Genomic DNA, 13132 nt, shown 5'->3' with positions numbered 1-13132 from the left:
TCTACTTTAGACCGGAAAGCGCAATTCCTTTTACAAAATAACGTTGGAAGAAAATGAAGATCAAGAATGTTGGGACAAAGGATAGCACCGATCCCGCCATCTCTACCCCAAAGTTTCCTTCTTTCGTTAAAAGGGATGCGAGTCCGACTGTGACTGGATACATATTTTCGCTTGTGGTAAAAATGAGTGGCGTTAATAAATCATTCCAGTTCCCAATGAAAGCGAACGTCCCGACTGTTGCAATGACAGGCTTTGCTAGCGGCAATAAGATGCGAAAAAATACGGTAAAGTCGCTTGCACCATCCATATAAGCCGCCTCTTCTAAATCCTTCGGTAGCGTCATCATAAACTGCCTGACGAAAAATACGCCTAGAATTCCCCATATCTCTGGAACGATAAGCGGCCAGTACGTGTTAATCCAGCCAAATTCACTAAACATGATGTAACGTGGAATAATAAGCAGCTGACTTGGAAGCATCACGACAGCCATCATGATCCAGAAAATTGCCTCACGCCCGGGAAATTTTTTTTTCGCAAAAATATAGCCTAGTATAGCCGCGAAAAACATTTGTGAAAAAACCGGGATAATGGTGATGACAAGTGAGTTAAAAATCCATCTTAGAAATTGTGCATTATCTAAAATGTAAATGAAATTTCCAATTGTAAGCGCCTGTTCCTTCAACCAAAGCAGTGGGTTCCCAATCGGGATCTGCATATTTACTAATGCACCCACGATCATAATGAGAAACGGGATTAAAAACAGAATACCAAATATAGCCAGCGGGACATATACCCATTTCGATGCTCGAACCATAAAATCCCCTCCATTATTTGTAGGTAACTTCTTTTCCCACGAATTTTCGCTGAATCAACGAAATGATAAAAATGATGAAGAATAAAATATACGCGAGTACACTTGCATAGCCTAATCGAAGTGATGTAAAGCCTTCTTGATACAAGTAATACACAATGGTAGTCGTCGAATAATCTGGGCCACCTGATGTTAATAGGAAGGCCGAATCAAAAATTTGAAACGAACCGATCGTTGTAATAATCGCCACGTAAAAATGAACGGGTAATAAAAGCGGAAACGTAATTTTCCAAAATAAGTTCCAAGAGGAAGCCCCGTCGATTCTGCCCGCCTCGTATAGCTCCGCAGGAATTGACTGAAGACCTGCATAGTAGTAAATCATCGTACTGCCGCACACTTTAAATACGCTTAATCCTGCTAGCACAACAAGCGCTTGCTTCGAGCTGGAGAAGAACAGCTGCGGAGGAATGCCTAATAAATGAAGAAATGAGTTCACCATTCCGCTATCTGTTCCATTAAATAGCCACGACCAGATCCCCGAGATGACGACAAATGATGTAACGACCGGAAGGAAAAAGACCCCTTTAAAAAATCCCGTTCCTTTTTTTCCACTGTTAATTAATAGGGCAAGAAACAACCCTAGTGCCATCGTTGGAATAATATAGTATAACGAGAATAAAAGCGTATTTCCGATTGCTTTCCACGCTAATTCATCCGAGAAAAAATTCAGCCAGTTTTTCAGCCCCACAAACTCTGCTTCCCCAATAATCGGCCAGTCCATAAACGTAATGTAAAAACTAAAAAGGATGGGGAAAATTTGAAAGATCATAAAGTGAATTAAAATAGGTACTAAAAAAATATAAACGATCCCATACTGTCCCCAGTGCTTTTTCCATTTACTCTGCGTTGGAGTGGATGTTTTTACAGTTGCCGTATCATAGCTTGGATTCGGTTGACCCATGCCTGATCCCCCTTTTGTAGTAGTTGTATTGAACTCCTTTATGTAAAAAGCGGTTTTACACAAAAGAGTTCAATACATCCTTTTTAATAGCATCACCCGAGCATCCTAACATCTCGGGTGACAGGTCATTCATTGCACTCAATGAACGATTATTTTTTCAGTTCACTTTCAATTGCCTTCGCTGCTGCATCAGCCGCTTCTTTAGGCGTTTTGTTTCCTTCAAGCATTGCTTGCATTTCAGCTTGAACCTTCGGAATAATTGTACGAGCAACAGGACTCATTACGCCTGGCTTTGTAATATCCGTATAGCTTGCAAGCTGTTTCATTGCTGGATCTTCATCAAAGATGCTAGATGCTGATTCGCGAGCTGGAATGTATTTCGTTAGTTTGTTAAACTCCATTGAGTTTTCCTTGCTCGTCATTGTTTCAATAAATTCAGCTGCTAGCTTCTTATTTTCAGAGTTTGCTGGAATAACAAACATTCCTGTCGTTCCAAACGTCGCTTCTTCTTTGTCTTTTAAAGGAGGACCAACAACGAAGTCATTCATTCCTTTTGCACGTAGCGCAGAAAGAGTTGCACCAGAGCCAAATACAGCTAACAGTTTCCCTTCAACGAACGGTGTGAAATGATCTGCTGCGCTAATGGAATCTTTCGGGATAAAGCCTTTTTTGTACCAGTCATTGATTTTTGTAAATGCTTTTACACCTGCTTCATTATTGATAATAACTTTTCCGTCTTTATCAAGAATGTCTCCACCCGCTTGCCAAATGAATGGATAAAGCGTTGCGTTTGGCGTATTTGAACCTTCGAAATTACGTGCAAAGTACCCTTTATCAACTGCTTTTTGACCGAGCTCATCGAACTCATCCCACGTCTTCGGCAGATTATTTGGATCGCCGCCAATTTCTTTTAAGATTTTCGTATTATAAAAGTTTGCCATTGACTCACGAAGCATTGGTAACCCGTAGATTTTCTTATCATACGTCACAGCGTCTAAAGCTGTTTGAGAGAAATCATCTTTCCCCCAGTCTTTTCCTAAATATTGATCGAGTGGCGTTAAGAGCTTTTTGTCCGCAAATTGCGCCATCATATCAGGAATCAGATAGAATACGTCTGGCCCTTGATTCGCAGATAGCGCCGTTAAAATCTTTTGCTCACGATTCGCCCACGGAATTTCTTGAAACTTCACTTTTACTTTCGGATGTTTCTTTTTAAAATCCTTTGCAATGTTATCAAAGACTTTTGTTTGCTGATCCTTTAAATCTTTTCCAACATACGGATGAATCCAGACGGTTAACGTGGCCTTTTCATTTACCTTGTTATCGCCAGATGCTTTTTTGTCACTCGAACATGCTGCCAGAGAAAACACCAATACAAGCAAACAGAACCATATCCCTACCTTTTTCCTTAGCATTTCATTGTTCCTCCCCTTTTTGTCTCTTTTTTAACAACTCCTGGATGTTCTGGTTCATATCTGGTACTCAATTTCATCTTAATCAGCTTACCAATATAAGTCAATATATTTTTTATTTTCTGATAATTAATAAATCCCACGTTTTTATAAATAGGAACAAGCTCCTATATCTTCTGGAATTTAAAAATCCTTCTCCTATATTTTTTCTCTAGTAGAACATTTCTATAAATCGTTCGAGTTGTTCCGATCTCAAAATACAAAATGGTAAAAAATAACTAAACCAGATGTGAACCAACGCACAAAAAAGCCCAATAATAAAAATTGGACTTTTCCTTCTATTCCTATTCGTTACCCTTCTATTTCATCTTTTGAAGGAGGAGCCATAAATTCAGGACCAATTGGGTTTGGAACATGCTTGTTTAAGATTTGATCAATATCCTTTTTCGTTTCGTCGTCAACATGAAAATCAACCATTTCTCCTACTACGTCTACTTGATCAGGTCGGCGCGCTCCCCATAGTGCAACACTTGCTCCTGGCTGATCTAAAATCCAACGTACGGCTAAATGTAAAACCGTTTTTCCGTAGCGATCTTTCGCTAGCTGATCAAGGTCATGGACGGCTGCGAGATAATGATCAAAATTCGGTTGCTGAAATTTCGGATCATTGTTACGTAAATCATCTCCGTCAAATTGACGGTCAGCGCTCATTTTTCCTGATAGCAGGCCTCGGCATAAGCTTCCATAAAGAATCGTAGCAATATTATTTTTATGGGCGTAAGGTAAAATATCTTTCTCAATGTCACGTTCAAACAGGTTGTAAGGTGGCTGTACGGAATGAAGCGGAGCCACCTGCTTAAATTCCTCCATTTGTTCCGTTGAAAAGTTGCTCACGCCAATGGCACGAATTAATCCTTCATCATATAGTTCTTTCATCGCAGCAGCGGTTTCAGAAATTGGCGTATGTGGATCTGGCCAGTGCACCTGATACAAATCAATATAGTTCGTTTGCAAACGATGAAGGGAATCCTTAATTTCTTTGTAAATACGCTCTTTGGAAGCATTACGAAATGGTTCTGGCTGATCACCCTTCGTCCAATCAAGCGCGGTTTTGGTCGCAATTACGATGTTATCTCGATTACCATACTCTTTAATCGCTTTTCCAACAATCTCTTCTGAATTTCCAAAGCCATATACAGCAGCTGTGTCAATAAACGTAATGCCTTTATCAAGTGCAGAGTGGATCGTTTTAATTGATTCTCTTTCATCAGATCCTCCCCACATCCATCCTCCGATGGCCCACGTTCCGAGACCAATTCGCGACGCTTCGACGTCTGATGTACCGATTTTTGTCTTTTCCATAGCTGAGACCTCCTGCTTGTTTTTTCTATACGTTCGTTACCCGTTATTTTTTCGCGCAAACCATTTATGACATACAAATAGAGCTATGGCACACTGATTGCCATAGCTCTAGCTTTTGCTACCCTATTAAAATTCATGTACAAAACTGTCTTACTGAGCCGTATATCCTCCGTCAAGAACGGCAGCTTGTCCAGTCACACCTTTTGCTTTGTCACTTGCTAGGAATACCGCATAATCAGCAATTTCCTGAACGCTAATTAAACGTTTTTGCGGTACTAGTGGGAAAATTACTTCTTCTAACACTTTTTCAAGCGCTACGTGGCGAGTATCAGCAATACCTTGAAGCTGATTTCTTACAAGTGGTGTATCTACATAACCAGGACAAAGCGCATTAACGGTAATGCCGTGAGCTGCTCCTTCAAGTGCCGCTACTTTTGTTAACCCAATCACACCATGTTTTGAGCTGTTGTAAGCCGCTTTACCAGCAAAGCCTATTAGTCCGTTGATTGATGCCATGTTAATGATGCGACCAAAACCTTGCTTTTTCATAATTGGGAACGCATGCTTTGTTGCTACAAATGGTGCTGTTAGCATAATTTTAACGAGTAATTCAAATTTTTCAGTTGGAAACTTCTCGATTTCAGATACGTATTGCATACCCGCATTGTTAATTAATATATCTAAACGTCCGTATGTGTTGACGCTATGTTCAATCGCTTGTTTAATTTCCTCTTCTTTTGTTACGTCACATTTAATTCCCGTTGCATCAAACCCTGCATTTTTAAGTTCTGCAACAGAGCTTTCGATTGCTTGTTCATTTAAGTCAGAAATAACGACTCTTGCACCCTCTTTTGCGAATTCACGAGCTACTTCTAGACCAATTCCGCTCGCTGCTCCTGTTACGAGCGCTACTTTTTGATTTAATAGTTGATTCATTATCATTACCTCCATCTAAATTAACCACACTTTTATTTTACGCTTCGATTGTGTATAAATAAAATAGATAATATTTATCGGTTCTATAACCATTCGTTATGGGGGTACTTACATTGGACATTAAACATCTAGAATATTTCATGGCTGTTGCACATCATAAAAGCTTTACCAAGGCTGCACAAGCCATGCACGTCTCACAGCCTGGCCTTAGTAAAATGATCAAAAACCTTGAAGAAGAACTCGACGTCATCTTACTTGACCGAAACGCAAAGGAAATGGCGCTAACAGATGCGGGAGAAATTTTGTTACAAAAAGCGGAAAAGATGATTGGTCTTCGAGCAGAAATTTCTTCGTCTCTTTATAATATTGTGCATATGAAAAAAGGAAAAATACGCATTGGAATTCCTCCGGTCGTTGGAACCGTCTTTTTCGCTGAAATTATCGCTGGTTTTCGGGAACGCTATCCAGACATTACAATCGATTTGTACGAGCAAGGTACACATATCGTCGAAAAACAAGTACTAGACGGCCAGTTAGATTTAGGTGTAGCCGTATTACCGGTTCATGAGCCTTCCCTACATATGATTCCTTTTATTGAAGAAGAAATGGCGCTTCTCGTGTCTCAGTCACATCACCTAGCTGATGAAGAAGCCGTTTCGTTAAAGGATTTAAAAGAGGAAGCATTTATTACGTTTAATAAACATTTTTCCGTTCATGATATAACTATCGAGGCATGTCGCGAGCAAGGTTTTGATCCGCACATTGCTTTCGAGAGCTCGCAGTGGGATTTTATTGGCGAAATGGTAGGAGCTAAAATTGGCATCTCCATCTTACCTAAATCGATTTGTACAAGGTTCCCTTCGAGTAAAGTGTCCGTTGTGTCTTTGCATAATCCTGTTATTCCATGGAAAGGCGGCATTATTTATAAAAAAGAACACTACCTTTCCTATGCCACACGTGAAATGATTCGCTATCTTGAAGAAGTTAATCCAATTCGCTATAACCATTTGGAATCGAATTGATAATTTTTATGTATTTTACACATGACAAAATGAGGAGTAGCATGAAATGTGTAAAACACATACAGGAGGCATACATCATGGAAGATAATCGTTATCAAGAAGGCTTAGACAAATTAATGGAATTTACAACTGAGGACAACAAAGACGTATTCACTCATTTAAAAATTGTGGATGACTTAAAAGATCTAGCACCGGACGTGGCGAAATTCATTATTGAATTTGCATACGGTGAAATTTATACACGTGAAGGTCTCGACAACAAGCAGCGTGCTCTAGCCGTTATCTCATCACTTGCGACACAAGGAACGGAGCCACAGCTTGAGCTACACATTAATACAGCATTAACAGCTGGCTTAACACCAAAAGAAATTGTTGAAACGTTCACACAGCTAATCCCATACACAGGGTTTCCGCGTATCCTAAACGCACTACGCGTGGCAAAAAAGGTGTTTGAACAACGCCACGTAGCTGTACAAGCTTAATTACTGATCTAACTTTATACACCTATCCACACGTAGAAGAGGCGCTAGCCTCTTCTTTTTTTGTTCATTTGTTTGCAAAGTGAATAGTATGTGTGATGTTGAATTTCTATCGATCGTTTTCACTCGTTTATCGCTCGCTTTTCTCGTTGTATCGAACTTTTTATTGCCTCACTCGCTACAATTACTCACTTATTCGACTCTATCGATCATTTTCGTCCGTCTATCAATCGTTTTTACTCTCGTATGGCTCGCTTTTCTTGTTTGATCAACGTTTTATACTTGTTCATCGAACTTTTTACAAGTTTAGAGTAATTGTGCTATTCGCTTGTGGAGCACTATTGCTCGCTACCGTTCATTACATGCTCCTGATTTCCATAAAAAATGCGACAAAAAAATAGGCTTCGAGGCGAATTGGTATGTTAGTTTCTAGCTACAAAAAGCGAACATTAATAGATTTTTTGTCATAAATTTCTTATTTTACGATAATTATCTTTTATAGAGGGTACACATATTAGTAACTTCTTATTCTACCGGCTCACTTTTTTCTAGAAGAAACGCAGTGTTTATGCTATTTTAATATAGGCTGTATGATAATTAGGAGGGACTTTGCTTGGATAAGTATTTATCAATGGATGAATGGCTGAATTTTGGAATAGCCATTGGAATTTTTGTCGTGTTTCTCATACTTCGTAAATTGTTTACGACTTATTTATTCAAGTTTATTATTCGTTTTGTAAAAAACAAAAATCATCTGATTACGACTATTTTAGAATCATTTGAAAAGCCAATGCGCTGGATATTTGTCATTATTGGATTGCAGCTTGCATTCCCTTATCTGCCGTTTGATTTGCTGACAGCGGAGACAGAACACCGCATCATTCGTTCGCTTTTTATCGCGCTAGCGGCGTGGGGAGGATATAGCTTAGCAGGATCAACATCACTGTTTTTTGCCACGTTTTCGAAAAACTTTGACTTTCAGGTTGATCGCATTGTTATTCCTTTCATTGAAAAAGCCGTTCGAATTATAATCGTTGTATTAGCAGTATCTGTTATTGCTGAAGAATGGGGCTTTAATGTAAACGGGTTTGTCGCAGGGCTTGGCCTTGGAGGACTTGCCTTCGCTCTTGCAGCCAAGGATACGATTAGCAACTTGTTTGGGGGAATCGTGATCATTACCGAAAAGCCGTTCACAATAGGCGATTGGATCAAAACGCCGAGCGTCGAGGGTACGGTTGAGGACATTACGTTTAGAAGTACGAAAATTCGTACGTTCGCCCAAGCTGTTGTAACGGTTCCAAACGCTACGCTTTCCAACGAACCGGTTATTAACTGGTCTAAGATGGGGAAACGTCAGGTAGCGTTTCATATCGGTGTATCCTACTCAACGAAACGAGCTCACCTTGAGAGCGTCGTCTATCGTATTAAGCAAATGCTGATCGATGACCGAGACATACATAACGAAACAATTTTAGTGAACTTTGATCGCTTTAACGAATCTAGTTTCGATGTGTATCTATATTTCTTTACAAACACGACTGCCTTTGCTGAATATTTAAAAGTAAAGGAGCAGGTCAACTTTAAAATTTTAGAAGTACTTGAGGAAGAAGGCGTCAGTCTTGCCTTTCCAACTCGTTCTCTCGTTATCCAACAGGATGAATCACACGAAGCCATTCGTGAAGAGAATATTTTAGAGAAAGCTAAAAACTAACAAAAAAGCATTCGGGTTTATCGCCCGAATGCTTTTTGCTTACATCAATGCTTCCTTTTGTGGAGGAGCCAAATAAATATCTTCAACTTCTTTTATGTCTTTATCTTCGTTGAGTAGTGGTTCACTAAGCGTTACTTCAAGATATTGAATGTGGTGACCTTCCATTTCTCTTACCATGAACTCATAGGAACCAAATGGAATAATCTGCCCTTGCTCGATATCATATTTTTCGGTTAAGACCCAGCCACCAATCGTATCGACATCTTTGTCATCAATTTCGGTACCAAGAAGATCATTTACTTCTCCAACAAGTACTTTTCCATCGATAATATAATGGTCGTCTGTTACCTTCTGAATCGATGGGCGCTCATCCGCATCAAATTCATCGCGGATTTCCCCAACAATCTCCTCTAGAATGTCTTCTACCGTTACAAGCCCTGCCGTTCCACCATACTCATCGATTAGAATCGCCATATGAATGCGCTCCTTCTGCATTTTCAACAGCAAATCATGAATGGGAATGGATTCAATTACTTGAATCACAGGACGAACGTAATCACGGAGATTGATGTTCGTTTTTTCTTTATCAAACACGTAGTCGGTAAAGATTTCTTTCATGTTCACCACACCAATGATGTGATCCTTGTCACCGTCTACTACTGGGTAACGGGTGAACTTTTCTTCTTTCACGACTTCTAAAATGTAATCAAGTGCATCTTCCTGGTCGAAGGATACAATTTCGGTCCTTGGTACCATAATTTCTTTTGCTACTCGATCGTCAAATTCGAAAATCTTATTCACATATTTAAACTCAGATTGATTAATTTCACCGCTTTTATAGCTTTCTGAAAGAATAATGCGAAGCTCTTCTTCAGAATGCGCTAATTCATGTTCTGCTACTGGTTTTAACCCGAACATGCCTGTGATGACACGCGCTGATCCATTTAGAATCCAAATAAATGGATACATTACTTTATAAAACAAAATAATCGGTCTAGCTGTTAATAAAGTAAGTGCTTCAGCCTTTTGAATGGCAAAAGTTTTCGGTGCCAACTCCCCTACCACAACGTGAATAAATGTCACGATACTAAACGCAATGATAAATGCGATTACATCTGATACTGATTCACTTAACGGCAGGCTCTCAAATAATGGATCAAGTAACCTCTTCACTGCCGGTTCTGCTATCCAACCTAATGCGAGTGCTGTAATCGTAATTCCTAACTGACATGCGGATAAGTATTCATCAAGATTAGAAATGATGCGCTTTGCTGCGCGCGCATTCCTGCTACCTTCTGCTATCAACTGATCAATACGAGAACTGCGCACTTTTACAATTGCAAACTCAGTTGCAACGAAAAAGGCTGTTAAAGCAATCAAGATGGCTACTAAAACCAAGTTAAATATGTCCAAAAACGTTCCTTATCTCGCAAAATGCGAGTAAGGAGTCACCTCCTAAGTATAGAAAAATTATTTATATAAATAAACTGCTGTGGACACTGTCTATTTGTATCAAACGATCAGCCCCTGAAGAGACTGTATAAGTCGTTTTCCTTCATCTGATAAATGGGTTGAAATGGTACGTTTCTCCGCTTCATCTAGCTGATTGAAAATAGGCAGGATACCACAAAGCTCTTTATTCAACTGTTCAACACGCTTGGCAATCTGCTCTGTCTGCTTTTGAAGCTCATCTTTTTCAATGTGCGTTGTTTTCCGCAACAAAAGCTTTTGCTTAATTTCGTCTAACGGAATATGAAGCTGCTTACAATTTTCAATGAACTTCAAATCTTCCAACGACTCTTCCGAATAATAGCGATAATTTGAAGCCGAGCGCTGAGCATGCAACAAACCTAGATTTGTATAATAATCGATTGTTCGCTTTGAGACGTTCGCAGCAACTGCTAGTTCGCCAATTTTATACACTGCCCCATCGTATCACCCCATTCAATCAACCTTTAATAGCTTTATTATAAACTATTAAACTGTACAGTCAAACGTTTCACTTATTTTTAAGATAATTAGGGCTATTTTTTCTCCTCCGCAAGCGTAGAGTAAAAGGCATGTAGAAGCTTGCCATCGTTAATATAAATCCTGATAAAAACAAAACCAACGGCGTTGTTAAAAGCATACGATAGTGTTCGTTCGCATTAAGCAAACTAAGTTCAAGAATTAACAGGATCGCACCGATAACTTTCAACAAAATTCCAATGAAAAAAAGAACGAGTCGAGTCAAAACATACACGACACAACTTCCTTTCTTGTTTTTTACAGGGTATGTAGCAAACAATCACGTTATACGTGATTGTTTTGAAAAGTTTACTTACAGGGCAGAAAGTGTTGCTCCGATCGGTTCCTGAATAACCAAATCAAACATATCGTCGTAATAAGTCGAGCTTAAATTAATGATCACCATCGGAATTGTCCCCTTTCTTTGCACCAAAAGAGGAATTTGATTGATCGGGGTTACCTCTAGAGACGAACCTAATACGATAAATAAATCACTGCTTAACGCTGCCTGGACAGCTTCTTCAAACTGATGAATGGAATCCCCAAACAATACCACATTCGGTTTTAGAATCGTATCGCATGGCTGCTTATTTTTCGAAATTATTTGACATTTTGGTGTAGCATGGGCATTCATGTGCGCTAAGTCATATCTTGTTTTACACTTTGGGCAGTGCGCATACTTTATCGTACCATGAATTTCATACACGTGCTTGCTTCCTGCTTCTTGATGAAGGCCATCGATATTTTGCGTAATCACCCTCACCTGCTTACCACGGCTTTCAAGCTCTGCGATAAATTGATGTCCTTTATTAGGCTTGTACTCGTTTAAAAGCTTAATTCGAAAGATCTCTTTAAACAATGGCCAAAACTGGTTTGGATCACGTTCAAAATAGGGTCTAGAAACCACGTCAACAAAGCTCAGATTTTTCTTGTATAACCCATTTTGAGACCGAAAATCAGGGATGCCTGACTCCGTGCTCACTCCTGCGCCTGTAAAAAAGCAAATAGACTGTGCGCGGTCAATCCATGATTGAAGCGTTTTTATTTGTTCTCCCAATGTACTTAACTCCTTCGACAAAACTTCAACTACGATTTTTACTAGTATAACACGTGATCCGTTTTCGCAAAAATACGAACATTTACTCATTTGAAGAAAAGAGCCTAACAGCTTTACTGTCAGGCTCCTTTTCCTCACTATATTAGATTGAAAGCTCTTTCGATAATTGATACATGTTCATATCAATTTCGTGCTTTTCTTTTAAAATTTCCATAATATCGTAGTCAACGATTTCGTTTTTACGAATTCCTACTGCGCGACCACCGTGTCCAGCTAATAGAAGATCGACAGCATGGCCACCGAAACGGCTTCCTAATACGCGGTCCATCGCTGTTGGTGAACCACCACGTTGGATGTGACCAAGCACTGTTACGCGGTTATCAATTCCTTCTTCCTTCAAAGCATGAGCAACTTCGTCACCTGTTGCTACTCCTTCTGCTACCACAAGGATGCTATGCTTTTTACCACGTGCTAAACCGCTCTTTAAGCGATCTAATACGTCTTGGAAGTCTTCTTTTGATTCCGGAATTAAAATTGTTTCCGCTCCACCAGCAAGACCTGACCATAGCGCGATATCACCCGCATCGCGACCCATTACTTCAATAATGAACGTACGCTCATGAGAAGTAGCCGTATCACGAATTTTATCAATTGCATCAATAACAGTATTTAATGCTGTATCAAATCCTAATGTAAAGTCAGTTCCTGGGATATCATTATCAATTGTCCCTGGAATACCGATACAAGGGAAGCCAGCTTCTGTTAGTTTTACGGCACCCATGTAAGAACCGTCTCCACCAACAACTACTAATCCTTCAATGCCGTGCTTTTTAAGGTTTTCGATCCCTTTTTGACGTCCTTCTTCTGTTTTGAACTCAGGGCAACGTGCAGAGTATAGCATCGTCCCACCACGTTGAACGATATCTCCGACAGAACCAACGTCTAATTTTTTAATGTTTCCTGCAATTAGTCCTTGATAACCTTGGTATACACCAAACACTTCAAGACCACTATGAATTCCTTTACGAACAACTGCACGGACAGCTGCGTTCATTCCTGGTGCATCTCCACCACTTGTTAAAACTGCAATACGCTTCATTAATAAGTCACCTCATTATACGATTATAACAAATATATTTTACATTATAATTTTAGTTCGTAACGAACTTCAATTGCTTTTGTGCATTCTTTAACAAACAATTTTTTCAAGTATACATTTCGCTATCATTCTATTATTCATTAAAAGACACACAATTACCTGTAATTATGGTCTACTCACAAAGACATATTTTATCATGAAATGTGGCATAACTCTATACTCACTCAGCAGAAAAATGAATTTTTTTTCATAAAAATTGCATAAGGAAGGGAATT

12 protein-coding genes are annotated in these 13132 nt (G+C 39.4%); 3 read left to right on the top strand and 9 right to left on the bottom strand.

Annotation, left to right across the window (positions count from 1 at the left end):
- Window position 1: 1 nt before the first annotated feature.
- The 5 genes from IE339_RS07215 to IE339_RS07195 all read right to left on the bottom strand — a co-directional run bounded on the left by IE339_RS07215 (window position 2) and on the right by IE339_RS07195 (window position 5482).
- The gene (locus IE339_RS07215; protein ID WP_053400033.1) at window positions 2-814 is read right to left on the bottom strand and encodes a carbohydrate ABC transporter permease; all 813 of its coding nucleotides are present in this window, start codon (window positions 812-814) and stop codon (window positions 2-4) included.
- Between the two features lie 13 nt (window positions 815-827).
- Complete coding sequence (locus IE339_RS07210) at window positions 828-1772, bottom strand: carbohydrate ABC transporter permease (protein ID WP_242175170.1); 945 nt, start codon at window positions 1770-1772, stop codon at window positions 828-830.
- Window positions 1773-1921: 149 nt separating this feature from the next.
- The gene (locus tag IE339_RS07205) at window positions 1922-3187 is read right to left on the bottom strand and encodes a sugar ABC transporter substrate-binding protein (RefSeq protein ID WP_242175169.1); all 1266 of its coding nucleotides are present in this window, start codon (window positions 3185-3187) and stop codon (window positions 1922-1924) included.
- Window positions 3188-3535: 348 nt separating this feature from the next.
- Window positions 3536-4546 (bottom strand): aldo/keto reductase, encoded by a 1011-nt coding sequence (locus IE339_RS07200; RefSeq protein WP_242175168.1) that lies wholly within the window; start codon window positions 4544-4546, stop codon window positions 3536-3538.
- Window positions 4547-4696: 150 nt separating this feature from the next.
- The gene (locus IE339_RS07195; protein WP_242175167.1) at window positions 4697-5482 is read right to left on the bottom strand and encodes a 3-hydroxybutyrate dehydrogenase; all 786 of its coding nucleotides are present in this window, start codon (window positions 5480-5482) and stop codon (window positions 4697-4699) included.
- Window positions 5483-5595: 113 nt separating this feature from the next.
- Here IE339_RS07195 and IE339_RS07190 point away from each other — a divergent pair, with 113 nt between their 5' ends.
- The 3 genes from IE339_RS07190 (at window position 5596) to IE339_RS07180 (ending at window position 8694) form a co-directional block, all read left to right on the top strand.
- On the top strand, window positions 5596-6504 hold the full coding sequence (locus IE339_RS07190) for a LysR family transcriptional regulator (RefSeq protein ID WP_053400028.1): 909 nt from the start codon (window positions 5596-5598) through the stop codon (window positions 6502-6504).
- Window positions 6505-6581: 77 nt separating this feature from the next.
- Window positions 6582-6986, top strand: coding sequence for a carboxymuconolactone decarboxylase family protein (locus IE339_RS07185; protein ID WP_242175166.1), 405 nt, complete (start codon window positions 6582-6584; stop codon window positions 6984-6986).
- 628 nt (window positions 6987-7614) lie between these two features.
- Window positions 7615-8694 (top strand): mechanosensitive ion channel family protein, encoded by a 1080-nt coding sequence (locus IE339_RS07180; RefSeq protein ID WP_242176139.1) that lies wholly within the window; start codon window positions 7615-7617, stop codon window positions 8692-8694.
- A 39-nt stretch (window positions 8695-8733) separates the two neighbouring features.
- On the opposite strand, the gene IE339_RS07175 is transcribed toward IE339_RS07180, so the two are convergent.
- From IE339_RS07175 to pfkA, 4 genes are all read right to left on the bottom strand, one after another.
- Window positions 8734-10107, bottom strand: a complete 1374-nt coding sequence (locus tag IE339_RS07175; protein WP_242175165.1) for a hemolysin family protein — start codon at window positions 10105-10107, stop codon at window positions 8734-8736.
- Between the two features lie 99 nt (window positions 10108-10206).
- Window positions 10207-10617 (bottom strand): MerR family transcriptional regulator, encoded by a 411-nt coding sequence (locus tag IE339_RS07170; RefSeq protein WP_083446405.1) that lies wholly within the window; start codon window positions 10615-10617, stop codon window positions 10207-10209.
- Between the two features lie 397 nt (window positions 10618-11014).
- Window positions 11015-11758 carry an NAD-dependent protein deacylase gene (locus tag IE339_RS07165; RefSeq protein WP_242175164.1) on the bottom strand — a complete coding sequence of 248 codons (744 nt, stop codon included), beginning with the start codon at window positions 11756-11758 and terminating at the stop codon, window positions 11015-11017.
- Between the two features lie 142 nt (window positions 11759-11900).
- On the bottom strand, window positions 11901-12857 hold the full coding sequence (gene pfkA / locus IE339_RS07160; RefSeq protein WP_242175163.1) for a 6-phosphofructokinase: 957 nt from the start codon (window positions 12855-12857) through the stop codon (window positions 11901-11903).
- Window positions 12858-13132: the final 275 nt, after the last annotated feature.

Source organism: Priestia koreensis (genome assembly GCF_022646885.1).
Lineage (GTDB): Bacteria > Bacillota > Bacilli > Bacillales > Bacillaceae_H > Bacillus_AG > Bacillus_AG koreensis_A.
Note: the sequence above shows the minus strand (reverse complement) of the source record. Positions and strands in the feature narration are given on the sequence as shown.

Bases quoted from the DNA above. Each gene is read 5' to 3' on its own strand.
- IE339_RS07185 (WP_242175166.1), top strand. From the start codon at position 6,582: ATGGAAGATAATCGTTATCAAGAAGGCTTAGACAAATTAATGGAATTT.
- IE339_RS07195 (WP_242175167.1), bottom strand. From the start codon at position 5,482: ATGAATCAACTATTAAATCAAAAAGTAGCGCTCGTAACAGGAGCAGCG.
- pfkA (WP_242175163.1), bottom strand. From the start codon at position 12,857: ATGAAGCGTATTGCAGTTTTAACAAGTGGTGGAGATGCACCAGGAATG.
- IE339_RS07215 (WP_053400033.1), bottom strand. From the start codon at position 814: ATGGTTCGAGCATCGAAATGGGTATATGTCCCGCTGGCTATATTTGGT.
- IE339_RS07200 (WP_242175168.1), bottom strand. From the start codon at position 4,546: ATGGAAAAGACAAAAATCGGTACATCAGACGTCGAAGCGTCGCGAATT.
- IE339_RS07210 (WP_242175170.1), bottom strand. From the start codon at position 1,772: ATGGGTCAACCGAATCCAAGCTATGATACGGCAACTGTAAAAACATCC.
- IE339_RS07205 (WP_242175169.1), bottom strand. From the start codon at position 3,187: ATGCTAAGGAAAAAGGTAGGGATATGGTTCTGTTTGCTTGTATTGGTG.
- IE339_RS07180 (WP_242176139.1), top strand. From the start codon at position 7,615: ATGGATGAATGGCTGAATTTTGGAATAGCCATTGGAATTTTTGTCGTG.